At 68.1% G+C, this 24696-nt stretch carries 23 protein-coding genes and 1 pseudogene; 16 read left to right on the top strand and 8 right to left on the bottom strand.

What is annotated here, in order from left to right; genetic code table 11:
- Nucleotides 1–78: 78 nt before the first annotated feature.
- The 3 genes from OG390_RS29845 to OG390_RS29855 form a co-directional block, all read right to left on the bottom strand.
- A complete protein-coding gene (locus OG390_RS29845; protein WP_406172552.1) occupies nucleotides 79–219 on the bottom strand; it encodes a hypothetical protein in 141 nt (46 codons plus the stop codon).
- 219 nt (nucleotides 220–438) lie between these two features.
- On the bottom strand, nucleotides 439–852 hold the full coding sequence (locus tag OG390_RS29850; RefSeq protein WP_406172553.1) for a hypothetical protein: 414 nt from the start codon (nucleotides 850–852) through the stop codon (nucleotides 439–441).
- Entirely contained in the window at nucleotides 852–1268 is a 417-nt protein-coding gene (locus OG390_RS29855; RefSeq protein ID WP_406172554.1) for a recombinase family protein, read from the bottom strand. The genes OG390_RS29850 and OG390_RS29855 overlap by 1 nt, the downstream gene beginning before the upstream one ends.
- A 119-nt stretch (nucleotides 1269–1387) precedes the next feature.
- Here OG390_RS29855 and OG390_RS29860 point away from each other — a divergent pair, with 119 nt between their 5' ends.
- Genes OG390_RS29860 through OG390_RS29875 form a run of 4 tightly spaced genes read left to right on the top strand, consistent with a single transcriptional unit; the run spans nucleotide 1388 to nucleotide 4422 of the window.
- Complete coding sequence (locus tag OG390_RS29860; protein WP_406172555.1) at nucleotides 1388–2431, top strand: helix-turn-helix domain-containing protein; 1044 nt, start codon at nucleotides 1388–1390, stop codon at nucleotides 2429–2431.
- A complete protein-coding gene (locus tag OG390_RS29865; protein WP_406172556.1) occupies nucleotides 2428–3117 on the top strand; it encodes a YdcF family protein in 690 nt (229 codons plus the stop codon). The genes OG390_RS29860 and OG390_RS29865 overlap by 4 nt, the downstream gene beginning before the upstream one ends.
- A 28-nt stretch (nucleotides 3118–3145) precedes the next feature.
- Nucleotides 3146–3871 (top strand): WbqC family protein, encoded by a 726-nt coding sequence (locus OG390_RS29870; RefSeq protein ID WP_406172557.1) that lies wholly within the window; start codon nucleotides 3146–3148, stop codon nucleotides 3869–3871.
- Nucleotides 3868–4422 carry a flavoprotein gene (locus OG390_RS29875; RefSeq protein ID WP_406172558.1) on the top strand — a complete coding sequence of 185 codons (555 nt, stop codon included), beginning with the start codon at nucleotides 3868–3870 and terminating at the stop codon, nucleotides 4420–4422. The genes OG390_RS29870 and OG390_RS29875 overlap by 4 nt, the downstream gene beginning before the upstream one ends.
- On the opposite strand, the gene OG390_RS29880 is transcribed toward OG390_RS29875, so the two are convergent.
- Both OG390_RS29880 and OG390_RS29885 read right to left on the bottom strand, forming a co-directional pair.
- Nucleotides 4423–6123 carry a mobilization protein gene (locus OG390_RS29880; protein WP_406172559.1) on the bottom strand — a complete coding sequence of 567 codons (1701 nt, stop codon included), beginning with the start codon at nucleotides 6121–6123 and terminating at the stop codon, nucleotides 4423–4425.
- 4 nt (nucleotides 6124–6127) lie between these two features.
- Complete coding sequence (locus tag OG390_RS29885; RefSeq protein ID WP_406172560.1) at nucleotides 6128–6529, bottom strand: MobC family plasmid mobilization relaxosome protein; 402 nt, start codon at nucleotides 6527–6529, stop codon at nucleotides 6128–6130.
- 798 nt (nucleotides 6530–7327) lie between these two features.
- Here OG390_RS29885 and OG390_RS29890 point away from each other — a divergent pair.
- The 3 genes and pseudogenes from OG390_RS29890 to OG390_RS29900 form a co-directional block, all read left to right on the top strand.
- Nucleotides 7328–8212, top strand: a pseudogene (locus tag OG390_RS29890) (reverse transcriptase N-terminal domain-containing protein); the annotation flags it as partial.
- Nucleotides 8213–8806: 594 nt separating this feature from the next.
- Complete coding sequence (gene ltrA / locus OG390_RS29895; RefSeq protein ID WP_406170409.1) at nucleotides 8807–10096, top strand: group II intron reverse transcriptase/maturase; 1290 nt, start codon at nucleotides 8807–8809, stop codon at nucleotides 10094–10096.
- A gap of 113 nt (nucleotides 10097–10209) precedes the next feature.
- Nucleotides 10210–11073, top strand: coding sequence for a group II intron maturase-specific domain-containing protein (locus tag OG390_RS29900; RefSeq protein ID WP_406172561.1), 864 nt, complete (start codon nucleotides 10210–10212; stop codon nucleotides 11071–11073).
- Nucleotides 11074–11404: 331 nt separating this feature from the next.
- Here the strand turns inward: OG390_RS29900 and OG390_RS29905 are convergent, their stop codons facing one another.
- Nucleotides 11405–12571, bottom strand: coding sequence for a DUF3631 domain-containing protein (locus tag OG390_RS29905; RefSeq protein WP_406172562.1), 1167 nt, complete (start codon nucleotides 12569–12571; stop codon nucleotides 11405–11407).
- A gap of 679 nt (nucleotides 12572–13250) precedes the next feature.
- Nucleotides 13251–13493, bottom strand: coding sequence for an AlpA family transcriptional regulator (locus OG390_RS29910; protein WP_189425142.1), 243 nt, complete (start codon nucleotides 13491–13493; stop codon nucleotides 13251–13253).
- Between the two features lie 467 nt (nucleotides 13494–13960).
- Here OG390_RS29910 and OG390_RS29915 point away from each other — a divergent pair, with 467 nt between their 5' ends.
- Together OG390_RS29915 and OG390_RS29920 are read left to right on the top strand one after the other, a co-directional pair.
- Entirely contained in the window at nucleotides 13961–14278 is a 318-nt protein-coding gene (locus OG390_RS29915) for a helix-turn-helix domain-containing protein (RefSeq protein WP_403338953.1), read from the top strand.
- A gap of 1 nt (nucleotide 14279) precedes the next feature.
- Nucleotides 14280–15611, top strand: coding sequence for a tyrosine-type recombinase/integrase (locus tag OG390_RS29920; RefSeq protein ID WP_406177919.1), 1332 nt, complete (start codon nucleotides 14280–14282; stop codon nucleotides 15609–15611).
- Between the two features lie 66 nt (nucleotides 15612–15677).
- Here OG390_RS29920 and OG390_RS29925 read toward each other — a convergent pair whose 3' ends face one another.
- Complete coding sequence (locus OG390_RS29925) at nucleotides 15678–16310, bottom strand: hypothetical protein (protein WP_399083486.1); 633 nt, start codon at nucleotides 16308–16310, stop codon at nucleotides 15678–15680.
- Between the two features lie 409 nt (nucleotides 16311–16719).
- Here OG390_RS29925 and hemL point away from each other — a divergent pair, with 409 nt between their 5' ends.
- The 7 genes from hemL (at nucleotide 16720) to ccsB (ending at nucleotide 24637) form a co-directional block, all read left to right on the top strand.
- Nucleotides 16720–18036: a glutamate-1-semialdehyde 2,1-aminomutase gene (gene hemL, locus OG390_RS29930; protein ID WP_406172563.1), complete on the top strand. Its 1317-nt coding sequence runs from the start codon at nucleotides 16720–16722 to the stop codon at nucleotides 18034–18036.
- Nucleotides 18033–18734, top strand: coding sequence for a histidine phosphatase family protein (locus tag OG390_RS29935; RefSeq protein ID WP_406172564.1), 702 nt, complete (start codon nucleotides 18033–18035; stop codon nucleotides 18732–18734). The genes hemL and OG390_RS29935 overlap by 4 nt, the downstream gene beginning before the upstream one ends.
- 210 nt (nucleotides 18735–18944) lie before the next feature.
- Complete coding sequence (locus tag OG390_RS29940) at nucleotides 18945–20192, top strand: hypothetical protein (RefSeq protein WP_406172565.1); 1248 nt, start codon at nucleotides 18945–18947, stop codon at nucleotides 20190–20192.
- A 66-nt stretch (nucleotides 20193–20258) separates the two neighbouring features.
- Entirely contained in the window at nucleotides 20259–20882 is a 624-nt protein-coding gene (locus OG390_RS29945; RefSeq protein WP_406172566.1) for a TlpA family protein disulfide reductase, read from the top strand.
- Nucleotides 20883–20903: 21 nt separating this feature from the next.
- A complete protein-coding gene (locus OG390_RS29950; protein WP_399083953.1) occupies nucleotides 20904–21665 on the top strand; it encodes a cytochrome c biogenesis CcdA family protein in 762 nt (253 codons plus the stop codon).
- A 3-nt stretch (nucleotides 21666–21668) separates the two neighbouring features.
- Nucleotides 21669–23555: a cytochrome c biogenesis protein ResB gene (locus OG390_RS29955; RefSeq protein WP_406172567.1), complete on the top strand. Its 1887-nt coding sequence runs from the start codon at nucleotides 21669–21671 to the stop codon at nucleotides 23553–23555.
- A complete protein-coding gene (ccsB, locus tag OG390_RS29960; protein WP_406172568.1) occupies nucleotides 23552–24637 on the top strand; it encodes a c-type cytochrome biogenesis protein CcsB in 1086 nt (361 codons plus the stop codon). The genes OG390_RS29955 and ccsB overlap by 4 nt, the downstream gene beginning before the upstream one ends.
- Nucleotides 24638–24696 lie beyond the last annotated feature (59 nt).

The raw sequence follows: 24696 nt of genomic DNA on the forward strand, positions 1-24696 counted from the left end.
GGGTTGGTCGGGCCTGGTGGTGGGCGGCGATCAGGTTGGCCGCCCGCTCGGCCGGTGGGTCCCTTCACCAAGCGCGGGTCAGGGCGTGAGCCGTGCGGTCGAGGCGGCCACGCCGATCACGAAGCCGCACGAGGCGGACCCGAGCACGATCAGCAGTGGTCCGGCGTAGCGGGCGGCTCTGGATACCTGGGCGGCGACACGGCGGTTCACGGCTTCCACCAGGCCCTCCACGGGCGGGTGATGATCTCCCGGTACGTATGGTGTGAGGGGTTGCGGCCACCATGCGTGAACACCCAGCTCTGCGGTTCGGCGAAGTCGGTGCCGGACAGTGAGGTTCGCCACAGACCGAGCACTGCATCGCGTACGTGGTGGGCTCGGCGTCGGATTCCCGGTCGGGCTGGAGGGTCCACCGCTTGCGGCACATGATCGCGCGGCTGGTCATCGAACCGACTCCAGAGTTGTGGCGACGTAAGGGTGCTGGAGAGCAGCGCGGAGGGCATGCGTGTCGGTGAGGGTGTCGTCGTCGGGTAGCTCGCACCATCCGCCGAACCAGCCGTCGAGCAGTTCCAGGCCGGGGGCGACGAGCCAGGAGTCGGCGGAGAGGTGCCGTACCGGCAGATCGTCCCAGCTGGCTTCGGAGCCGGTCGGGACGGCGTAGTAGAGACGCCCGTTGGGCCTGTCGTAGAGCACGGGGCCGACGGAGGCACCGGTGCCGCGCAGGTAGGCCAGAGCCAAGAGGCCGATCTCGGCCGAGGTGCGCACGACGTCCCAGCCGTCGCCGACCTTCAGTAGCCGCAGTCCCGGCACGTCGTTCACCATGGGCGCACTTCGCAACGCGTCACGCACGGACATCACACACCTCCCTGCGGCCGAAGGCTTTGGCTTGCGCTGAGCGAAGAGGCGGATCGCGTGGTCGGTGTGAGAGGGCGGACCACAATCAGACGAGCGCCTGTTGCTGTTATCTGCCGCTCGCGCTCGGTGCCGAGGCCCTTCGGGCCGAGGTGGCTGAGAGCTGGAACTACGGCCCCGTAGGCATCGGGGAGTTCGAGCGCGTCGAGCAGACCGACGAAGGCGGGGGAGCGGACGATCACTGTGGCGTCGCGGTCGGTGAAGACGCCGCACAAGGCTAGTTCGTGCCGGTCGCAGTATTCGGTGAGGCAGTCGACGAGAGCCGTATGGCGGGGTAGGCCGCCGGTGACGTGACGCAGGTAGCCGAAGACCTGAGGGAAGGCGATGGGGCGGCGTTCGGTGATGAGGTCGTCGTCCATGCCCACAGCGTCGGCCGTCGTGAACGGCCTCGAAATGACCTGCTGTTGTACTTCCGTTGCACTTCCCGCCCCACGTCGTCACTGACAGTGCTTCCATACGTGACGTAGGGAGGTCATCCGTGGTCAGCGTGCAACAGTGGACAGGTCGGGAGGCGAGCGCCCTGCGCGCCGCGTTGCGTATGAGCATGCGCGCTTTCGCCGAGCACCTCGGTGTCGCGCTGCGCACGGTTGCGAAGTGGGAGAGCCTCGGCGCGGAGACGCAGCCACGCCCGGACACCCAGGCCATCCTCGACACTGCGCTCGCACGGGCGGATTCCGCCTCCCAATCCCGGTTCGAGACAGTGTTGTTCCCTGAACGGCAGAGCGCGCGGCCGACGGACTACGAGACCTGGACCGAGGACATCGAGCGCGCTGTTGTCTGCATCAGCCGCCAGGACTTCCCTTTCGCCTCAACCCTGTTGAACCGCTGGCTGGGCAGCCGTGCACCACACCAACTGGACGACAAGGGCCTCTATTTGTACGGCCGTTCCCTCGTGCTCCTTGGCGACCTCCAGCGCGATCAGGGCGCGATCCTCGGCCCACTCTCAGCCCGACACTCCTACCTGACCGCTCGCGGCATGTTCACCGAGCTCGACATCCCGCGCCGGGTGGCCCAGATCGAGCTGTCCCTCGCTGTCGTCCAGGAGATGTCGGGCCAGCTGGAATCCTCTGCCCGCCACTACGAACTGCTCGCCGGGGACGAGCGCTTGAGCCCGCGCGACCGCGCCAGGGCCCGGCTCTGGGTGGGTACGGCGCTGAGCAAGGAGGGCGACAACGAGTACGCCACCGGCGTCATGGTCGAGGCCACCCGCTCCTTCGAGGACCTGGGCGAACCGGAGGACTGGTCGGTCGCGCACCAGAAGCTGGCCCTGGCCCACCGCGGTGCCGGCGACCTGAAGCAGGCCCTGCACTACATCGGCATCGCGCGCACGACCGGCACGGTCGACTCCCCGATGCAGCGGGTGCGGTTGGACACCGCGTACGGGCACATCCTTCTGTCGGATGCGGCGACCCGGAATGATGGGCTGTCCGTCCTCGATCAGGCGGCACACGTGGCCCGGCAGTACGGGCTGAGCCACCAGTTGCGCAGCATCGAGGGCATCCGCAAGGACCAGCAGGGATGAGCCAGGGAGTGCCAGTGCCGGAGCACGAGCAGCGCCAGATCACCGACGAGCAGTTCCACGACGCGACGCTGATCTGGAACTACCACCAGATGGACCACGAGCAGCGGCCCTGCTCGGCGGCGATCGGCCTGGGTAGCCACGACCTCGGGGTGGCCACCGCGGCCGCCGATCTGTACCGCGCCGGTCTCTTCTCAGTCGTGGTGTTCAGCGGCGGCAACAGCCCCACCACCCGGGCCCGTTTCCCGCGCGGCGAGGCGGTGCACTACCGCGAGCATGCGCTGAGCCTGGGTGTGCCGGACGCAGCGATCCTGGTCGAGCCGAAGGCAGCCAACACTGGTCAGAACATCACGTTCTCCCGCGAGCTGCTGGCCGAGGCCGGCATCGCGGTGGAGTCACTGCTGCTGATCTCCAAGCCGTACATGGAGCGCCGCTCGTACGCGACGTGCCGCAAGCTGTGGCCCGAGGCGGAGGTTGTCTGCGCCTCCGAGCCACTGGAGTTGGACGACTACATCAAGTCCATCGGCGACGAGAAGCTCGTCGTCGACATGCTCGTCGGCGACCTGCAACGGGTGATCGAGTACCCGAAGCTCGGCTTCGCCGTCGAGCAGGACGTACCGGGGGATGTGTATGACGCTTACGAGCGCCTTCTGCGCGACGGATTCGACAGCCGCCTCATCGGCACCTGACCCTTCCCACGCCGGTTCGCCGGGCGGGGTGTGCGCCATCCACCAACCGAACCTGTTCCCGCGGCTGTCCACGGTGGCGAAGCTGTACGCCGCCGACCGGTGGATCGTCCTCGACGACGTCCAGTTCGCCCGGCGCGACTACCAGCACCGGGCTCGTCTGGCGGCCCTGGACGAGCCCGCTCGACAGCAGTGGCTCACGCTCCCGGCCCGCCTTCCTCACGGGCGCCCGACACCGATCGACCAGGCACGGCTCGCCGAACCCAGCCGATCCCGTCGCACCGTCAGCCTGTTGACACGCCAGTACTACGGCCGCAGCCGCTACTGGCCCGCGGTGCGCGACGTCCTGGACGCGGTTCTCGATCAGTTCGAGGACACCGACCGTGTATCCGACGTTGCCAAGGCGTCGACGGTCGCCCTGCTCACCGCGTTGGGCTGGAGCGGCGAGGTACTGCGCAGCAGCGCGATTCCGACCCGGGTGGGCCGGTCAGAGAGACTCGCCGACCTCGCCGCGGCCACCACCAGCACCCACTACCTCTGCGGCACGGGGGGCTGGCGCTACCTCGACACGCAGGCGTTCGATGGCCACGGCATCCAGGTGCTGTCCTTCCACACCCCTGTGGACACGGGCGACCCACTCTGGCGGTGGGCCCGCCACATCAGCAGCCTCTGGGCGCTGAGCCGGATCGGGCCGGAAGCCCTGGCTGCCATGCTGGCGGCCCAACGAGACCATCGGCTTATGGGGGGCTTCACGTGACCGAGCCGCAGGTGCCGGGCAAGAAGCCGTTCCTGTACGTCGTGGTGTGCGCGGCCGGGGTCGCCGGCGACGTCGGCAAGCTGATCACGGCTGCTCAAGAGGCAAACTGGGACGTCGGCGTGGTGGCCACTCCGCAGGGCCTGGGTTTCATCGACACGGAGGCGGTCGAGGCCCAGACCGGCTACCCGATCCGCTCGGCCTGGCGCTCACCCGGCGATCCTCGCCCGTTGCCGCCCGCCGACGCGATCGCGGTGGCGCCGGCCACCCTCAACACGGTCAACAAGTGGGCGGCAGGGATCTCCGACACGCTGGCCCTGGGCATCCTGTGCGAGTCATACGGCATGGGCATCCCCACCGCCGTCCTGCCGTACGTGAACTCGGCCCAGGCCGCCCATCCCGCATACCGGCAGAGCCTGGAGCGACTGCGCGAGATGGACGTCCTGATCGGCTCGTACGAGCCGCATCGACCGAAGGCCGGCGGCGGGGCCGACCACTACCGCTGGGAAGAGGCGCTGGAACTGCTCACTCCCAAGGTGTCCGCGCGGCCGTAATCAGCGCCGCCGTCCTGGTGGCGGCTGCGGCGCTGGAGGGGCTGCCGCCGGTTGGACAGGAGCTGCCTGGCGTGGTGTGACGCTGCGAGCCCTGGCTGCCTCTGCTTGCGGACCCGGGGCGTGGCGTTCGCCGAGGCGGCGGATGCGCCAGGTGAGTGCGCGGGCGGGGCTGTGGGCGTCGTCCAGGGTGCGCTGGCTAAGCGCCTGGTCGAGGACAGTGGCCGCGTTGTGTCCTGCTGCTTCGGCCTCGGCGAGCACGGTGGCGAGTGCGTCCCAGGCCGAGTCGGCCAGGATGCGCTCGGCGTGTTCCGGCACCGCCTCATGGAGGTGGTGGGCGAGGCGGCGTTTTGTCTGCGGGCTGGGCGCCCGGCTGGCGAGGCCGACCAGGACCGGCTCGGCGACCTGCGCGTACGCGACCTGCAGGTGGACGAGGGCTTGTTCCGCTGCGGCCTCCTGTTGGGCGTGCTGGCGGCTGCGGTGCCAGTGCATCGCGTAGGCGACCGCGGTGAGCGCGACGTCCAGCAGCATCGCCAGTCCGGCGATGTCCCCGTGCCGTGTGGGGTCCTTCCAGATCGCCTGGACGCTGCGGCGCAGGACGCGTGTGCTGTCGAGGTCGGCGGCGATGCGGGAGCGGGTGGCGCGCTCGAAGAGGGCCGCGGCCTGTTCGAGTTCGGCCTGCAGTGCCGCCGGTGCGGTGACGGGCAGGAGGTCCAGTGCGGCGCCGAGCGCGACCAGCTGTCCTTGGGCCGTGGGGTCGTCGCCGTGGGTGAGGTGGTGGGGGATGCGTTCGGTGGCGGCGGTGGCCTGGTGCCACGGATTGCCCGGCCGGACAACCGCCGGTTCGGGGCTGGTGGTGGCGAGGCGTCGGCGGATCTGGGGGAGGGAGAGGTCGGGGGCGAGGGTGGAGCCGGAGTAGAAGACCGGCTCGCCCTTGTCGTTGGTGTCGCCGGGCAGGGCGAAGTTGCAGCCGAGTGCGTCGCCGGACGGGCCTCGCTTGAGGCGCACGCTCACGCCGGTGGCCTCCAGCAGGGTGAAGAACTCGGCCTCGTCCGTTGCGGCGGCGACGGCGCGGCGGACCCGCAGGCGCAGGACCTCGCGGGAGGTGGTGTCCTGGCCCAGGCGCTTGGCCTTGAAGTGTTCCTTGCTGGTGGGGCGTTTGGCGGCGGTGCCGTCGCCCGGCTTCAACCGCCTGAGCCCGTAGTCGACCTCGATTTGGCGGGCTTCGCGCTGGACGGCGCGCTGGTCGTAGTCGCGCTGGGGGCGGCGGCCGTCCTGGCGTACGAGGGTGGCGGCGATGTGGATGTGGTCGTCGGCGTGGCGGACAGCCACCCAGCGGCAGGCTTCCGTATCGCCTTCCGGGGCGATGCCGGCGGCGGTCACGATCCGGCGGGCGATGTCGGCCCACTGGGCGTCGGTGAGGATCGGGTCTTCGGGTGCGGCCCGGACGGGGCAGTGCCACACGGTGTGCTTGGGTGCCTTGTCGCCCAGCATCTTCACGGGTTGGTCGAGTTGCGCGGCGAGCTGGGCTTCCACTTCCTTGGGGTCGCGGTGGGGGCTGCGGCCGGGGTCGGGTGCGAAGTGGTTCCAGGAGGCCACCAGGTGCGGGTCGATGTGCTCGTTGGCCCGGCCCTTGCCGAAGAGGTAGCCGATCGTGCGGCGCGTGGCGTGGGGCCCTTTGCCGAGGATGATCTTCGGGATCAAGGGCTCACCGCCCCTCGGTGATCTGGGCGACCGCGGTGTCCACCTCGGCGATGGACGCCTCGACGCGGTCCAGGATCCGTTGGACGGTGTCGGGGCGGGGCCAGGCGCCGTCCCTGTTGAGGTGGCAGGTGAGCTGGTTGAGGTTGTTGCCGATGCCGCCGAGTTGCCGGTTGGCGGCCATCAGCGCCTTGACCATGGCGCGGTAGTCGGCGACGGCGGCGGTGGGGTCGTCGGCACGGGCGGCGGCGAGCGCGCACTCGGCGACATAGCCGCCGGGCTTCATGCGGCTCAGGGCGGCGGCCTTCTGGACGAGGGCAAACTCGTCGTCGTTGTAACGGGGGTGGACGCGGCGCTCGCGCAGCTGCTTGTCACGCAGACGGCGACGCGGCGCAGGCTGCTGCGGCACATTCGACGACGGCTTACTGCCCCCACTCCCGGTCGGCTCCCCCGGGCCGACCGACCCCGGCGCCCCCGCGCCGGGTGCCTCCGCCTCCCCTGGGGCGGGGGTCGGGTAAGGACTCCTTATCCGACAACTTGCTGTGCGACGTGAGGTCGCATTTTCCGAAGTGAGGTGGATTTCGTGGAGAGGCTCTGACAAAGGAATTTCCTCCGAATCAGTGTCTGGATTCGTCCCCGCACTCACATGCGTCGCTGGCAACGGCGGGGTGTGAAGCTGAGCGTTCACGCCCAAGGGGCCTCGGCCATCGAGGGCCACAGGCAAGGGGAAGGCTGGACGGGCGAACACGCGTGAACTCCTGGTTGATGCCTCGTGATATCGAACCCTGGGATGGCTGGTCTTCGCAGGGAAGGGCCCGGTGCTGCAAGGCACCAGCGGCTTCCGGTGCAAGCAACATCGGAAGTAGGACACCGACGGCCCCGGGGTATAGGGAGCGCCCACCCCAGCCGCATCTTCGAAATGCGGAACACGGAAACCCTGACGGGGTCCGGAGGAATCCGGTAAGCCGACCGTAAGGAAGGCCCAACTCCCCGGCAGGAACAGGATGGTCCAAGAAGCGAACGCCGGTCGGCCGAAAGGTCAGGGGAAACCGGGTGGCGGCCCTCTCCGCCCGCCGCCCGCCATAACTCGCCGGATACGGGCCCTGGTGGCCCGGCCCGAAAGGGCGCCCACGTGGACCAGGTGAGCCTTTGAAGCCCTACGCAAAGGCGCCGGAACCAAGGGACAAGTTAGATGCCGGAGGCGCGCATGAGCAGCACAGTGGCGTGGACCGCCCGCGCGTCCGAGGTGAACGGACCCGAAGGCTATTCGCCCACACGAACCTGGCACAGCGTTGACTGGGCCGCGTGTGAGCGGAATGTACGGCGGCTGAGGCAGCGGATTTTCAAGGCATCGCGGGAAGGGGACCTGAAGAGGGTCCGGAACTTGCAGAAGCTCATGCTGCGAAGCCGCAGCAACACGCTGGTGAGCGTGCGGCGGGTGACGCAGCAGAGCAGGGGGCGCAAGACCGCTGGCATCGACGGAGAACGTGCCCTCACACCGGCGGCGCGGGCCAAACTGGCAGCTCACAGCCACCGGTTGGCCACTCCGTGGAAAGTTCAGCCGGTCAAGCGCGTGTACATCCCCAAGGCGAATGGGAAGCAGCGCCCGCTCGGTATTCCGGTCATCCGTGACCGGGTGCTCCAGGCCCGTGTGAAGAACGCGCTGGAGCCCGAGTGGGAGGCCAGGTTCGAGGCGAGATCGTATGGGTTCCGCCCCGGACGTGGCTGCCAGGACGCGATCTGTGCCATCCGGGCCTCCACGCGGGACCCCAAGGCGAAGCGCCGTTGGGCGCTGGACGCGGATCTGGAAGGGGCGTTCGACCGCATCAGTCACGATCACCTGATGGCCATGATCGGGCAGTTTCCCGCCAGGAATCTGCTCCGGGGCTGGCTGCGGGCCGGCGTGATGGAGAACGGCCGTTGGGCGCCGACCGAGGAGGGCACTCCCCAGGGCGGCGTCGTGAGCCCTTTGCTGCTGAACATCGCCCTGCATGGGATGGAAGAGGCCGCGGGATTCCGCTATGAGAACCGCAAGGGGCGGGAGACCAACACCGCCCCGGGAGTCCCCGTGTTGGTGCGGTATGCCGATGACTGTGCGCCACGAACACAACAGGAGGTTCTGATGTAGACGGAAGCTCTTGACGTGGTGCTGCACTGGTGATGGAGGTAGGCCCTCCGGGATCGCCCACACAGGGGGAGATCTCAAATCGCCGCAGGTTGCTCCGGTGAATGAGCCGGGGTGATGAGCACTGCGGAAAAGGCGCACGAGATGCGTCAGGTGCGTGCCGAGAAGGCGAACGCGAGTGAACCACTGCTGAAGTGTCGTAAGCGTATGAGTGGTTGCCGAAACCGGGGTCCAGTTGTTGCCCCGGGACAAGTCTGGCGGGTTCCTGTATTCCTGGCCAGGTGGCGGCCCGGCATGAAGGTGGCGCGAGCTCGGTGACAGGCACCAGTGCGGAACGTGGGAACCCCTCGCCGCGATGCTGCCGACGGTCAAGTTGAAGGCCGGTTGGCGATAAGGGAGAACCCCAAGCAGCTAAAACTGTGAGGGGCTGAGTACCGATGCGTGGCAGGGGGACGGACCGCCTCGTAGTAGTGATGAAGTCCCTGTAATGGGGATGGAGCGAAGGGGGCGGGTTGTCCTGATCTTGTTTGGTGGTCAACCGGTATGTCCGGGAGGAGCCAGGTGAACGGATCAAGGCCGCAGGCCGAGGTCAAGTCGTTCTATATTTCCAAGTCGATGGTGTGGGAGGCGTATCTGAGGGTCAAAGCCAATCGGGGTGCACCCGGGGTGGACGGCGTTTCGATCGAGCAGTTCGAGCAGAACCTCAAGGGAAATCTGTACAAGCTGTGGAATCGTATGTCGTCTGGCTCGTATTTCCCTCCGGCGGTGAAGGCCGTGGAGATCCCCAAGGCGGGCGGGAAAGGTGTCCGTGTGCTTGGGGTGCCCACTGTGGCTGACCGGATCGCCCAGACGGTGGCCGCGATGTATCTGGAGAGGCGGGTGGAGCCTGTGTTCCATCCGGACTCCTACGGGTACCGGCCGAGGCGGTCTGCGCTGGACGCGGTGGAGACGTGCCGGCGGCGTTGTTGGCGGAACGACTGGGTGGTCGATCTCGACATTCGGGCGTTCTTCGACAGCGTGGACCATGAGCTGATGCTCAAGGCCGTCGAGCGGCATGTTGACGCAGACGGGAAGTGGGTCCTGCTTTATGTCCGGCGGTGGCTTGTGGCGCCGCTGGCGAAGGCGGACGGTTCGGTGCAGGAAAGGGATCGCGGGACTCCCCAGGGGTCGGCGATCTCGCCCGTGTTGGCGAATCTGTATCTCCACTACGCGTTCGATGAGTGGCTGGGGCGGGAGTTTCCGCACATCACGTTCGAGCGGTATTGCGACGATGCGGTGATTCACTGCCGCAGCGAGCACCAGGCCCGCCGCGTGCGGGACGCGCTCGCAGCGAGATTGGCGCAGGTCGGCCTGGAGTTGCATCCCGGCAAGACGCGCATCGTGTATTGCAAGGACGCTGACCGACGCGGCTCGTTCGAGCACACGTCGTTTACGTTCCTCGGGTACACGTTCCGGCCGAGGCTGGCCAAGAACCGGTATGGGAAGCACTTTGTGAACTTCCTGCCCGCGGTCAGCAAGGAGGCGATCAAGGCGATGGGCAAGGAGATGCGTTCCTGGCGCATCGCTCAACGCAGTGACAAGTCCCTGATGGACCTTGCACGGATGTTCAACAGCGTCGTGCAGGGATGGATCAACTATTACGGACGCTTCTACAAGTCCATGTTGTATCCCCTTCTCCGGCGCATCAACCGCATGTTGGTGGGCTGGGCTTGTCAGAAGTACAAACGACTACGCCGCCGGGAGAAACGCGCGGGAGAACTACTGGCTGGCACGGCCCGCCGGTATCCCAACATGTTCGCCCACTGGCGGTTCGGCCTCAAACCTGATGGCTGGGCAATGGGAGCCGTGTGAGCCGAGAGGCTCCCGCACGGTTCTGCGAGCGGCGGCGGGTGAGATTCCCGCCGCCGACTCACCTCGTGGTGTTGTGCCACAGCAAGGAGGAGGCATATCGGGCGAAGGAGGATTTGACGGCCTGGCTTGCGCCCAGGGGTCTGCGCTTCAACGAGGCCAAGACGCATGTGGTCCACCTCGATGAGGGGTTCGACTTCCTGGTATTCACCGTGAAGCGACACGGGGACAAGCTGGTCATCAGGCCGAGCAGGGCAGCGTGCAACAAACTCCGGAAACGGCTGAGAGCGGACGCGCGCGCTCTGCGTGGCGGTCCGGCCAAGGCCGTTGTCCACGCGTTCAACCCAGTAGCCAAGGGTTGGAGTGCGTACTACCGGAGTGCGGCGTCCTATCGGGCCTTCTGCTCGATGGACTACTACATGTTCACGCTGCTCTACAAGTGGGCGAAGCATAGTCACTCGAATCGTTCGGGGCTGTGGATTAAGCGGCACTATTTCGGCCGGTTCAACAAGTCCAGGCGGGACAACTGGGTATTCGGCGACAAAGCCAGTGGCGCCTACCTCCAGAAGTTCGCATGGACTGCTTATGCCCGCCATGTCCCAGTGAAGGGGGCGGCGTCTCCGGACGACCCGGCCCTGAAGGGCTATTGGCGGGCGCGTCGCCGCATCAAAGCGCCGCCGCCGATGGGGAAGACGAGTCTGCTCCTGGCGGCGCGGCAGAAGGGCGTGTGTCCACTCTGTCGTGAGGCGTTGATCGAAGGAGCCGAATACGAACCGGACAATGTGCGTGAGTGGATTGCCTGGTTCTCGGCGTCGAGGAAGCTGCTCAACAAGCACCACCTCGTTTACCGGAGAGACGGCGGTACAGACGCACGAGCCAACCTCCGCCTCGTGCATGCTGATTGCCATCGTCAGCATCATGCAAACGACGGAAATCAGACCGTAAGTTCACGTCCCGCGAAGCCCAAGTGGCTTGCTTGAGCCGGATGCGGTGAAAGTCGCACGTCCGGTTCTGAGGGGGCCGGGGCGCAGTGATGCGCTCCGGCTACCCGACGCGCGTGTGACAGGGGTGGTCGCCATCTGCTTCTGAGGCATGGGGTGTTCGGGGTGCGGGTCGCGCATCGGAGTACTCCGGTGGTGAGTGAGGGTGGGAGGTGTGTCACGTGCGTCGCATCCGTCCCATGCCTGGTCAGGACAGGTACGGACACTCGGGCAGGTACGGAGATGTCCGTCCCGGTGAGGACATCCGTCCCCGCGTTGACCTGCGCGGGGACGGATGCGACGCAGTGATACGGACCCGGGGGGAGGCGGGTCAGCGGGCGGGCTTGGGGCCGGTGGCGCCGCCGGGCGGGCCGATGGGCAGCTGGCCCGCCGGGGCGGCGGGTGGCTTGCCCTGGGTCGGGCGCGCGGGTGTGGCGTCGTGCGCGGGGGCGGGTGCCGTCTCGGTGAGGTCGGGGCAGTGCCGGGCCCAGCTGTCCAGGAACCGGTTACGGGCGTACCCCTTGGCCTGCCTGCCCTTGTCGAAGCGGTAGTTGGCCGGGCGGATGTCGAAGTCCCGAAGCATTCTGCCCAGGTGGTAGGCGCTGAGCCCGTTGGTGCCGTGCTCCGCCCAGGGGGCGTCGGGGTCCTGGAGCAGGGTGGTGACCAGATCCAGGGAGGACAGGGCCTCGGGGTTGCCGTGTGCCTGGAAGATGCGGTGGATGTCGCGCAGCAGCCGTGTCTTCAGGTTGGTCTGCTCGTCCTGGACGGCCTCGTAGCGGGTCATCGCCACGCAGGCCGCACGGGCACGGGCGGGCCAGTGGCCGCCGGCCAGGTCGGCGATGATGACCAGCGGTTCCCAGGTGTCCGCCGCCCGGTCCTCCACGGGCATGGTCGGCGCCATGCGGCCGGCTGTGCCGCGCAGCGGTCCCAGCCAGGCGGCCAGCTTGTCCCGCAGCGCGTTCAGTTCCGGTGTGGCGTAGCGCGAGCGGAACGGGGTCACCTTCTCGCCGAGCTTGCGCTTTTGCATGCGGAGCACGACCGCCCGGTCCGTGATCGTGTCGGGCAGGTCGCCGATCGAGGCCAGCGCGGCCATGGCGAAGGTCGGATACGGGGTCGGCTTGTGCTCCGGACCGGAGATGCGCCAGGCGGGCCGGTTGCGCTGGTGCCCGGCGTTCAGCAGACCGCGCAGTTCCTCGTTCTCGCCCGCCTTGCTGAAGATGGTGTCGGCCTCGTCCACCAGGATCGTGCGCGGGTTCTTGCCGATGACGCGGAACAGCACCGCCGTGGACATGTTCACCGTCATGATCGGCTGGTGGACGGTCTCGTGGAGCACGTCCAGCACCCGGGACTTGCCGCAGCCCTTCGTCGGGCCGACGACCGCCAGACGCGGCGCATGCTGCAGGACGCTCTGGATGTGCGTGGCCGCCACCCACAGGGTGACCGCGGTCAGCGCCTCGTCACTGGGCAGCACGACGTACTTGCCGATTGCCGCCCGCAACTCATCCAGCAGTACGGCACCCTCACCGGAACCCTGTTCCGAGGGGGCTGCCGGTCCCCGAGGAGGTCGGGGGCCGGCCTCCTGATCCGGTCCCCGTGCGTCGACGGGACCGGTCCCCTCCTGCTGGGCGGTTCCCGCCACGGGTGTGTCGGTCCCCAGCGACCGGCGGGGACCGTGCTCACGGTCCCCATTACGGTCCCCTGGTGCAACTGCAGCCTCTTGGGGACCGGTCCCCGATTTCCCGCCGCTGGCCTGCGGGTTTGCACCGGATGTCGATTCGGGGACCGGGACGTGCGGGGACCGAGTGCCGGGCACGTCGCGGGGACGGTCCCCAATCGCCGCGTCGGCAGACGGCTGGGGACGGTCCCCGCGTGCTTCCGCTTCCGCCGGGTTTTCGACGGTCCCCGACGCGGGGGACTGTGTGTCCTGCTGATCCTGGCGGCGCCAGGGGATGCCCTCGCCGGGGACCGCGGGAGTGGGCCAGCCGGTGGGGGAGGTGTTCGTGGTGCTGGGGGACGTAGAGTCCTCCATAGGCGTTCCTCTCCGGTGAGGGGCAGGACGGGCAAGGTCCCGCCCCTCACCAGCTCGTTCGATCAGGGATGGGCGATCGGCAGGGGAGTCTTCGGCCCCCGGCGTTGGCGCGCCGGGGGCCGCTTCGTCGTCCGCGCCAGACGCGGGGTCAGGCCGTGAGGTCGTACGACGTCTGGGCATCCAGCCACGCGTCCACCTCCCGCCAGCGGTAGCGCAGGTGACGGCCGACCTTGTGGACGCTGGGGCCGATGCCCCGGTACTTCCACTGGTAGAGCGTCTTCACCGGCACCCCGAGATAGGCGGCGACCTCCGCAGGGGTGGCAAGGGGGCCACGCTGGGCAGCCGCAGCGGTGGCAGGGGCGTTGGTGCTACGGGGAGGGTTCTTCGGCACAGGGCTCCTTTTCGGTCTTGAACAATGGGCTGGACAACACAGCCACACCACCCGGAGAAAAGTCCAGAGTCGGTTCTGAAACTCCTCACTACTTCTTTCGGCGTGGCCGGGGAGAGGGAAACAGTAAGGGTGGATCCCCGGTTGCCGAAATCGCTCCCGCCGGGCCCGAAATTTTCTTGCGGCGAAGCAACCGGTCGAGGTGCCGGAATCCGGTACCTCCGCAGCTCAGAGGTAACACTTGGCGGGCAGGGGCGACGTGACTGACCCGCCGGGCATCATGGCTGATGTGTGTTCAAATCACCCAACTCGAAAACGGCGGGGGAAGTTAACACGACACCTCGGCCGAAACGTCTCGCGATGTACCGGAATTCGACGAGACGAACGCCACTTCGCCCCCGAACGACTATTGGAGAGTTTAAGAGCTAACTCTTGCCATGCCGCCCGGATGCAAGTTACAGCTATCTGTCATGCCCAACCGACCTGTCGAAATAGGCCCCGCCGGCCTCCACACCGCCCGCGCCATCGAGCACCTACGCCTCGTACGCGGCCTGACCCAGCACCATCTCGCCGCCCACTGCACCGCACTGGGCCGCCCGATGGCCAACACCGCCCTCAGCCGCACCGAACGCGCCCGCCGCCGCTGCGACGTAGACGACCTCGTCACGATCGCCACCGCGCTCGGCGCCCCTCCCGCAGCCCTGCTGCTCCCGTGGCCGACGCACTCCCCGGTGTCCCACGCCACCTCCCACTCCCTCATCCCCACCCAGGAGGCCCTTCTTGGCTGACGTGTACGACCGCTGGCACAAGTCCCACCCCAAGCCCACCGAGGCCGAGTGCGGCGAGCACAAGAGCCGTACGAAGCGGATGGTCCCCACCGCCGACCACGGCATCGGCAAGCGTTGGCAGGTCCGCTACCGCGACCTGGACGACCGCCAGCGCAAGGAGAACTTCCACACGAAGGCCGAGGCGGACAACCGCGCCGCCGAGGTCGACGTCGAGATCCGGCAGGGCTCCTACGTCGTCCCCGCCGAGACGAAGCAGACGCTCGTCGCCTACGCACAGAAGTGGCTCGACGCGAACTCCGTCGGCCCGACGACCGCGCTCCGCTATGAGGCGACGGTCCGCAACCACATCACCGAGCACCTCGGCCGACGCGAGCTGCGATCCCTCAACCAGCCCTCGGTCATCCAGAGTTGGATCCGCACACTCCAGGACGGCGGCCTGGAGGTGTCGACGATCGAGGGCATCTTCGACATCCTCTCCAGCATCCTCGGCGCGGCCGTGGAGGACGGGCTGCTGCCGAAGAACCCGTGCAAGGCGAAGTCGGTCAAGCTCCCGACCGCGACCAAGAAGAAGATCATCCCTTGGTCGTTGGAGCGCGTGCGCGCGGTCATCACCGAACTACCGAAGCGCTTCCAGGCCGGGGGCAAGCTCGCATTCGGCTGCGGTCTGCGGCAGGGCGAGGTGTTCGGCTTCGCCGTCGAGGACATCGACTTCAAGGGCGGCTGGATCCACGTCAACCGCCAGGTGCGGCTGGTCGGTACGAAGCCCGTCTTCGCCCTGCCCAAGGGCAACAGGATCCGGTCAGTGCCCCTGTCGGCTCAGCTCGCCGCAGCCCTCAAGGCGCACATGAAGGAGTTCCCGCCGGTCGACGTCACCCTGCCGTGGACCAAGCCGGACGGCGAGCCGAAAACCTTCCGCCTCCTCTTCGTCGACAAGAAGGGGCGGGCCTACAACCGCAGCGTCTTCAACATGGGCGACTGGAAGCGCGCCCTTGCCGCCGCCGGCGTGATCCCTCCCCGAGAGCGCGGGGCGCGCTACCTCCAGGCGGCTCCGGAAGACGGCATGCACGCCCTCCGGCACGCGTACGCCTCCGTGCTCCTGGACGCGGGGGAGAGCATCAAGGCGCTCTCCGAATACCTCGGCCACTCGGACCCGGGCTTCACGCTGCGGACGTACACGCACCTGCTGCCGTCCAGCGAGACCCGCACCCGCAAGGCGATCGACGACGTCTTCGCAGAAGCCGAGGCAGAAGCCGAGGACGACCGGCCCGGCACCCAGGGCACATCAGTGCCCCCAGCGGAACCCATGTGCCCTCAATGTGCCCTGGCCGCCTGACGGCCTCTCTCCGCACATGACGAGGGCGGGGTCAGAAACCCCGCCCGAAACCCCTGAAACCCCAGGTCACGGCCACACAAGGCAATAAGGCTGATGCCCCGCCTCATGCAACCGATGGCTGAAGTCCTGCCACTCGTGCAGCAGCTGGTAGACGTTGAAAGCGTCCCGGGGTCCGCCCCGGTCCGGCACGGTGGACCAGATGAAGGCGGCCGCGCCGACCGCTTCCTCGCCGATGCCGCGGAGGGGGTCCACGACGGTCATGGGGAGCTTGACCACCGCGTAGTCGGGGTGGAGGACGACCAGCTCCAGCGGGGGCACCTTGTGGAGGGGGACACCCTCGATGCCGGTGAGGACCATCGCGGCCATCGTCTCCGGCTTGATCTTGGTGAACATGCCGTTCATGCCGAGCTCGTCGCCGCCGAGTTCCTCGGGGCGCATCGAGATCGGGACGCGGGCCGCCGTCGCTCCGTCCGGCGCGCCGAAGTATTTGTACGTCACCCCCACCCGGCCACCATTCCCGCTCCCCGCCCGCAGTCGCTCGACCGTGCGATCGAGCCGCTCGGCGTCACCCTGCGATCCTTGTGTCTGTCCAGCCCGGGTCTCGGCCGCTTCCTCCGCCTCGCGCCGGTGCCTTCCCCGCCGGGCACGCCGAGGGCCGAGGTCATCGGTCCCCTCGCCCAGTCCGCCACCGCGATGCATATCTCCACCCGACTGCTTTTCTAAGGCGCGCGACCCCCGCCACGCAACCCGATCATCGTGACAGTGACCTCCCCCACGGCCGCACGCCGAAACGTGCACTGAAACACCTGACCGCAGGATCTTCGCGGGCTCTGAGCACCATGAATCATGTGAGCTGTCCGTACGAAGTCCCAGTTTCGCAGATGGCCGGGGGACCGCGCCCGGTTGTCGTACCGCGCATCGGTCCACGGCGCCCCGCGATGGCCGGGATCTTCCGTATGTGGAGCCGTACGTCGAGCGGCGATCCTACGTTCATCGGTTCCGCGCTCTTCCGGTCACGCCGTCCCGCTCTTGCGCGCACGGCCGCCCGGAGCCGCTGGCCTACCCTGAGGAGGTCACTAGCCCCCCGGAGTCGGAGACGTCGCAGGTCATGACCGAACTGCCTTATCCCTACGAAGCCCCAGCCTCGCAGTCGCTGTTCGACCGTGCGGCGGCCGTCACACCCGGCGGCGTGAACTCTCCCGTGCGCGCCTTCCGTGCCGTGGGCGGTACACCCCGGTTCATGGTGTCCGGTACCGGTCCGTACCTGACCGACGCCGATGGCCGTGAGTACGTGGACCTCGTCTGTTCCTGGGGGCCGATGATCCTCGGGCACTCCCAGCCCGAGGTCATCGCCGCCGTCCAGGAGGCCGTCTCCCGCGGTACGTCCTTCGGTACGCCCGGTGAGGGCGAGGTCGCGCTCGCCGAGGAGATCGTCGCGCGCGTCGAGCCCGTCGAGCAGGTCCGGCTCGTCTCCAGCGGCACCGAGGCGACCATGTCCGCCATCCGGCTCGCCCGGGGGTTCACCCGGCGGTCCAAGGTGATCAAGTTCGCCGGCTGCTACCACGGGCACGTGGACTCGCTGCTCGCTGCGGCGGGCAGCGGCGTGGCGACCTTCGCGCTGCCCGACACCCCCGGTGTCACCGGAGCCCAGGCCGGCGACACCATCGTCCTTCCCTACAACGATCTCGAAGCCGTGCACGCCGCCTTCCACGCGCACCCCGGTGAGATCGCCTGTGTGATCACCGAGGCCTCGCCCGGCAACATGGGTGTGGTGCCTCCGGCGCCCGGGTTCAACCAGGGCCTCAAGGACGCGTGCGCCAAGAACGGCGCCCTGTTCATCTCCGACGAGGTCATGACGGGCTTCCGCACCAGCAAGGCCGGTTGGTACGGGATTGATGGTGTACGTCCGGATCTGATGACCTTCGGCAAGGTGATGGGCGGTGGCTTCCCCGCCGCCGCCTTCGGTGGCCGCCAGGACGTCATGGCGCACCTCGCGCCGGCCGGCCCGGTCTACCAGGCGGGCACGCTGTCGGGCAATCCCGTCGCGACCGCCGCCGGGCTCGCCCAGCTGCGGCTGCTCGACGACGCCGCGTACGACAAGGTCGACGCGGTCTCGGAGCAGATCCGGGTGCTGGTGACCGAGGCGCTCACCAAGGAGGGCGTCTCGCACCGGCTGCAGAACGCCTCCAACATGTTCTCCGTCTTCTTCACCGGCCGTCAGGTGCGCGACTACGAGGACGCGAAGGCGCAGGAGTCCTTCCGGTACACCGCGTTCTTCCACTCGATGCTGGCGCAGGGCGTGTATCTGCCGCCGTCCTCCTTCGAGTCGTGGTTCGTGTCGACGGCCCACGACGAGCAGGCGGTTCAGCGGATCGCCGACGCCCTTCCGGCGGCGGCGCGGGCAGCGGCGGAGGCCACGGCATGAGCGAGACCATCGACACCACCGGCAACGGCGACATCACCGTCGTGCACCTGATGCGGCACGGCGAGGTCGCCAACCCGGACGGGGTGCTGTACGGGCGACTGCCCGGGTATCACCTGTCCGAGCTCGGGCGGCAGATGGCCGACCGGGTCGCCGAGCACCTCGCGTCGCGCGATGTCACGCATGTCGTCGCCTCGCCGCTGGAGCGGGCGCAGGAGACGGCCACCCCGATCGCCAAGGCGCACGGTCTGGACCTGGCGACGGACGGGCGGCTCATCGAGGCCGACAACGTCTTCCAGGGCAAGACGTTCGGGGTGGGGGACGGCGCGCTGCGGCGGCCGGAGAACTGGAAGCACCTCGTCAACCCGTTCAAGCCCTCATGGGGCGAGCCGTACGTCGAGCAGGTCGTGCGGATGATGGGGGCGCTGGACGCCGCCAAGGACGCCGCCCGCGGGCATGAAGCGGTGCTGGTCAGCCACCAGTTGCCGATCTGGATCGTGCGGTCCTTCGTGGAGAAGCGGCGGCTGTGGCACGACCCGCGCAAGCGGCAGTGCACGCTGGCGTCCCTGACGACCTTCACCTACCGGGGCGACAAGATCGTTTCCGTGGGCTACGCCGAGCCCGCCCGCGATCTCGTCCCGGCCCATCTCCTCGCGGGCGCCAAGCCGGTGAAGGGGAAGGACAAGGCGTTCGGCGCGTAACGGCCGCGCCAGGGAACTGATGCGGGAGTACGTACGTCTCTCCTAAGGCGTACGCCCCGTCACAAAGCGTATGGGTTCGTGCTATATGAGCGTAACTTCGTAAAATCAGCTAAATATGCGCGAGTTTGACGGAACCTCCGTCTTCATCGCGCCCTCTCAATAGGTGCCAGCTGGGAGCCAGCTGAGAGGGCGCGATGAAATGGGGACCGCATGCGGGACATCAGCCGGAGGGGAATGATCGGCCTCGGGGCAGGTGCCACGGCCGCGCTGGGACTTGCCGCGTGCGGCACCGCACAGCTAGACGGCCCGAGCCGGGGCGGTGGTTCCCGGAGCGGGCAGCCCGGTGCCCCCAAACACCCCGCGCGTCCCATCGGTGACGGTTCCACCGCCTACACCGGCAAGCAGCCGAACCAGCCGAAGAGGCCCGAGCCGCTGGAGCCCGGCGAGACCCCTCCGCAGTTCGTGATCTTTTCCTGGGACGGCGCGGGAGAGGTCGGGACCGGCCTCTTCGACCGCTTTCTCGAACTCGCCAAAGACCACGACGCGCACATGACGTTCTTTCTCTCCGGGCTGTATCTGCTGCCCGAGTCGAAAAAGCGCATGTACTTGCCGCCCAATAACCCCCGGGGCGCCTCGGACATCGGTTATCTCACCGACAAGCACGTCAAGGCGACGCTGAAGCTGGTCCGCCGGGCCTGGCTCGAGGGCCATGAGATCGGCACGCACTTCAACGGCCACTTCTGCGCGGGATCGGGCACGGTCGCCAACTGGACGTCCGCGCAGTGGCGCAGCGAGATCGACCAGGCGAAGGCCTTCGTCAAGGAGTGGCGGACCAACACGGGCTGGACCGACCTGCCCGCGCTGCCCTTCGACTACGAGAAGGAACTCGTCGGCGGCCGCACCCCGTGTCTGCTGGGCCAGAACAACCTGCTGCCCACCGCCAAGGAGCTCGGCTGGCGCTACGACGCCTCCTCGCCCGGCGGCCGTCAGCGCTGGCCGCAGAAGAACCAGGGGCTGTGGGACCTGCCGCTGCAGGCGATGCCCTTCCCGGGGCACACCTTCGAGGTGCTCTCGATGGACTACAACATCCTCGCCAACCAGTCGATCAACTCGACCAAGGCGCCCTCCTACAACTACCCGGCGTGGCGCACCCAGGCGACGAACTCCTACATAGCCGGATTCAAGCGGGCGTACGAGACAAATCGCGCACCCTTCTTCATCGGCAACCACTTCGAGGAGTGGAACGGCGGTATCTACATGGATGCGGTTGAAGAAGCGTTCAAGCACATCGCGCGCGAGAAGGAGAAGGGCGGGGACATACGCCTCGTCTCCTTCCGGCAGTTCGTGGACTGGCTCGATGTCCAGAAGCCCGAGATGCTGACCAGGCTTCAGTCGATGGACGTCGGGCAGCAGCCGGCCGGTGGCTGGAAGTCCTACCTGGGAGGACAGGCCGCCTGATATGCGGGTTTCCGCCCGCAAGGGGGGTGCGGAAGATCCCCGAAACGGGCATGCGAAACTTTTCACATGAGTGCCGCCTGCCGTGCCGACCAGCGCCCGAACCGCACCCGTAGCCGCGCCGCCCTGCTCACCGCCGGGGCCGCCGTCGCCGCGCTCGTCCTGTCCGCGTGTGGGTCCGGGGGGACCTCCGGGGGAGCGGGCAACACCAACTTCGTCGCCGGCAAGAACGGCGTCGACACCGCCGCCAAGGGGGAGCGGGCGGCGATCCCCGACCTCTCCGGCAAGACCATCGACGGCAAGCAGCTCGACGTCCGCGACTACAAGGGCAAGGTCGTCGTCCTCAACGTCTGGGGATCCTGGTGCGGGCCCTGCCGCGCCGAGGCCAAGAACCTGGAGACGGTGTCCCAGGACACCAAGGACCAGGGCGTGCAGTTCGTCGGCATCAACACCCGCGACACCAGCACCGGTCCGGCCCTGGCGTTCGAGAAGGAGTTCGGGGTCACCTACCCGAGCCTGTACGACCCGACGGGCAAGCTGATGCTCCGCTTCAAGAAGGGCACGCTGAACCCGCAGTTGATCCCCTCCACGCTCATCATCGACCGGGACGGCAAGGTCGCGGCCCGGACGCTCCAGGCGCTCAGCGAAGACAGCCTGCGCAAGATGCTCGCCCCCGTCCTCGCGGAGAAGTGACCTGACGTGTCCCTTCTCGCCATGACCCTGGCCGAGGCCACCGGCAAGAACGAGACGGTCTACAGCGGCGCCCTGCTGGTCGCCCTGCCGGTCGCCGTGCTCGGCGGACTCGTCTCCTTCTTCTCGCCGTGCGTACTGCCGCTGGTGCCCGGCTATCTCTCGTACGTCACGGGGGTCAGCGGCACGGATCTGGCGGACGCCAGACGAGGGCGGATGGCCACGGGGGCGGCCCTGTTCGTGCTCGGCTTCACCGCGGTGTTCGTCTCCGGGGGAGCGCTCTTCGGGTACTTCGGCTCGACCCTGCACGAGTACCAGGGGACCCTGTCCAAGGTGCTCGGCGGGCTCATGATCCTCATGGGCGTCTTCTTCATGGGGCTGATGCCCTGGCTCACCCAGCGCGAATTCCGTTTCCACAAGCGGCCGGTGGCAGGTCTCGCGGGCGCGCCCCTGCTCGGCGCGCTCTTCGCGATCGGCTGGACCCCTTGCCTGGGCCCGACCCTCTCCTCCGTGCAGATTCTCGCGGCGAACCAGGCGAGCGCGGGGCGCGGGGCCATACTGACCGTCGCGTACTGCCTCGGTCTCGGCGTGCCCTTCGTCCTTGCCGCGGTCGCCTTCCGCAAGGCGCTCGGCGCCTTCGCCTGGGTCAAGCGCCACTACACCTGGGTGATGCGGATCGGCGGCGGCATGATGATCGCGACCGGCCTGCTGCTGCTCACCGGTGCGTGGGACAGCATCGTGCAGCAGATGCAAACCTGGTCCGACGGCTTCACGGTAGGGATCTGACCCATGAGCACCACTGACACCGGCAAGACCCCTGACACCGGCAAGACGCCGGACCCCGGGAAGACGCCGGACCCCGGGAAGACGCCGGACCCCGGGAAGACGCCGGACCCCGTGGCCGCCAGGCGCCACGTCGGTGTGGCCGCCGACGGCGAACTCGGCGAAGCGGGATCCCAGCTGTCCACCGCGCCGGTGGACACGGCGATCCCCGGCTCCTTCGGCGGGGCGCGGGCACCCGGCGCCATGGGATGGATCGCCTGGACCGGGCGTGAGGTCATCGGCTGGGCCCGCTGGTTCTGGCGGCAGCTGACGTCCATGCGGGTCGCGCTGATCCTGCTCTTCCTGCTGTCCCTCGGGGCCATTCCGGGGTCGCTGATCCCGCAGTCCGGTACCGATGCGCAGAAGGTGGCGGACTTCAAGGAAGCGCACAGCGTGCTGGGGCCGGTCTACGACAGGCTGGGGCTGTTCCACGTGTACAGCTCCGTGTGGTTCTCGGCGATCTACATCCTTCTCTTCGTCTCGCTCATCGGCTGCATCGTGCCGCGGACCTGGCAGTTCGTCGGGCAGCTGCGCGGCCGTCCGCCGGGCGCGCCGAAGCGGCTGACCCGGCTGCCTGCCTACGCGACCTGGCGCACCGAGGCCGAGCCGGAGCAGGTCCGCGAGGCCGCGCTCAAGGTGCTCAGGCAGCGGCGGTTCCGGGCCCACGTCGACGGGGACGCGGTCGCCGCCGAGAAGGGCTACCTCCGCGAGACCGGCAACCTGCTCTTCCACATCGCGCTGATCGTGATGCTCGTCGCCTTCGCCTGGGGCCAGCTCTTCAAGTCCGAGGGCAACAAGCTGATCGTCGAGGGCGGCGGCTTCTCCAACACGCTGTCGCAGTACGACGACTTCAAGTCGGGCAACCTCTTCAGCAACGACGACCTCACGCCGTTCAGCTTCAACCTCAAGCAGTTCACCGCCACGTACGAGCGGACCGGGCCCAACAAGGGCACCCCGCGCACCTTCCAGGCGGACATCAGCTACAGCGAGGGCGCCTACGGCAAGGAGAAGAAGACCACCGTCAAGGTCAACGAGCCGCTGAAGATCGGCGACTCGAAGGTCTATCTCGTCAGCCACGGCTACGCGCCCGTGGTCACCGTCCGCGACGGCAAGGGCAACGTCGTCTTCCACGAGGCCGTGCCGATGCTGCCGCTCGACGCGAACGTCACCTCGCAGGGCGCGATCAAGGTCATGGACGGCTACAAGAACGGGCAGGGCCGCAGCGACCAGCTCGGCTTCTCCGCCTTCTTCGTGCCGACCTTCGCGGGAGCGGGCAAGGGCACCATGTTCTCCCAGTTCCCCGCGCTCGACTTCCCCGTGCTCGCGCTGTCCGGCTTCCACGGCAGCCTGGGAGTCAACTCGGGCATCCCGCAGAACGTGTACCAACTCGACACCTCCCAGATGAAGCAGTTCAAGGACGCCAAGGGCGACATCCTCAAGAAGAGGCTGCTGCCCGGCGAGACCATGAAGCTGCCGAACGGCGCCGGCTCGATCACCTTCGAGAAGGACATCAAGGAGTGGGCCGGCTTCCAGGTCACCCAGCAGCCCGGCAGCGACTGGGCGCTGGCCGGAGCCTTCACCGCGATCTTCGGTCTCGCCGGCTCGCTCTTCATCCAGCGCCGCCGTGTCTGGGTGCGGGCCACCACCGGCGCCGGCGGTGTGACCGTCGTCGAGATGGCGGGCCTGGGCCGCAGCGAGTCCGCGAAGCTCCCCGAGGAGCTCGGCGACCTGGCCGCGCTCGTGCACGAACAGGCGCCCAGCGCACCCGACCCCGACCCGGACACCCCCGAGCCCGATTCGGACACCCCCGACCGTCACGCCGTACCTTCCGCCGAAGGGGCTGAGAAGCAGTGACTCTGGCCACCGCAACCAACGAACACCTCGCCAATATCAGCAACACGCTGATCTACTCCGCGATGGCCGTCTACACCCTGGCCTTCTTCGCCTACATCGCCGAATGGCTCTTCGGCAGCCGGAGCAAGGTGGCCCGCACGGCCGCCGCGCTCACCGAGAAGACCGAGAAGGCCAAGGCCGCGGCCCCTGCGGTCACCGTGAAGAAGGCGGGCGGCACCACGGTCCTGGAGCGGCCGCAGGTTGTCACCCGGTCCGCGATCGGCGCCCGTGACGTGCCCGATGGGCCCGGTGCGCACGGCGGGGACGAGCAGGGCGACCTCTACGGCCGTATCGCCGTGTCCCTCACCGTGCTCGCCTGGGGTGTCGAGGCGGCCGGTGTGATCGCCCGGGCTCTGTCGGTGCGGCGGGCGCCGTGGGGCAACATGTACGAGTTCAACATCACCTTCTCCACCGTGGCCGTCGGTGTGTTCCTCGTGCTTCTCGTGCTGAAGAAGAACGTCCGCTGGCTCGGCCTCCCCCTGGTCACCACGGTCCTCCTCGATCTCGGTCTCGCCGTCACTGTCTTGTACACCGCGAGCGACCAATTGGTTCCCGCGCTGCACTCGTACTGGCTGTACATCCACGTCTCGACCGCGATCATCTGCGGCGCCGTCTTCTATGTGGGCGCCGTCGGCACGCTGCTCTACCTCTTCAAGGACTCGTACGAGAACAAGCTCGCGAGCGGCGGTCAGCCGGGCCGTTTCGCGACCTCCGTCATGGAGCGGCTGCCCGCCTCGGCCTCGCTCGACAAGTTCTCCTACCGCGTGAACGCGGCCGTCTTCCCGCTGTGGACCTTCACGATCATCGCGGGCGCGATCTGGGCCGGTGACGCCTGGGGCCGCTACTGGGGCTGGGACCCCAAGGAGACCTGGGCCTTCATCACCTGGGTCGCCTACGCCTGCTATCTGCACGCCCGCGCGACGGCCGGCTGGAAGGGCCGCAAGGCGGCCTACATCGCCCTGATCGCCTTCGGCTGCTGGCTGTTCAACTACTACGGCGTCAACATCTTCGTGGGCGGCAAGCACTCCTACGCGGGCGTCTAGCACTCCTGCGCGGGCGGCCGCCGCATCCCGCGTATCCCGCTTCGGGCCGAGGCCGGTTC

It is taken from the genome of Streptomyces sp. NBC_00996 (assembly GCF_045162675.1).
Classification (GTDB): domain Bacteria; phylum Actinomycetota; class Actinomycetes; order Streptomycetales; family Streptomycetaceae; genus Streptomyces.

Excerpts from the sequence above, each read along its gene's own strand:
- OG390_RS29915 (WP_403338953.1), top strand. The coding sequence starts at position 13,961 with ATGCCCAACCGACCTGTCGAAATAGGCCCCGCCGGCCTCCACACCGCC.
- OG390_RS29865 (WP_406172556.1), top strand. The coding sequence starts at position 2,428 with ATGAGCCAGGGAGTGCCAGTGCCGGAGCACGAGCAGCGCCAGATCACC.
- OG390_RS29935 (WP_406172564.1), top strand. The coding sequence starts at position 18,033 with ATGAGCGAGACCATCGACACCACCGGCAACGGCGACATCACCGTCGTG.
- hemL (WP_406172563.1), top strand. The coding sequence starts at position 16,720 with ATGACCGAACTGCCTTATCCCTACGAAGCCCCAGCCTCGCAGTCGCTG.
- OG390_RS29855 (WP_406172554.1), bottom strand. The coding sequence starts at position 1,268 with ATGGACGACGACCTCATCACCGAACGCCGCCCCATCGCCTTCCCTCAG.
- OG390_RS29950 (WP_399083953.1), top strand. The coding sequence starts at position 20,904 with ATGACCCTGGCCGAGGCCACCGGCAAGAACGAGACGGTCTACAGCGGC.
- OG390_RS29940 (WP_406172565.1), top strand. The coding sequence starts at position 18,945 with ATGCGGGACATCAGCCGGAGGGGAATGATCGGCCTCGGGGCAGGTGCC.
- OG390_RS29850 (WP_406172553.1), bottom strand. The coding sequence starts at position 852 with ATGTCCGTGCGTGACGCGTTGCGAAGTGCGCCCATGGTGAACGACGTG.
- OG390_RS29925 (WP_399083486.1), bottom strand. The coding sequence starts at position 16,310 with ATGCATCGCGGTGGCGGACTGGGCGAGGGGACCGATGACCTCGGCCCT.
- OG390_RS29945 (WP_406172566.1), top strand. The coding sequence starts at position 20,259 with ATGAGTGCCGCCTGCCGTGCCGACCAGCGCCCGAACCGCACCCGTAGC.
- OG390_RS29955 (WP_406172567.1), top strand. The coding sequence starts at position 21,669 with ATGAGCACCACTGACACCGGCAAGACCCCTGACACCGGCAAGACGCCG.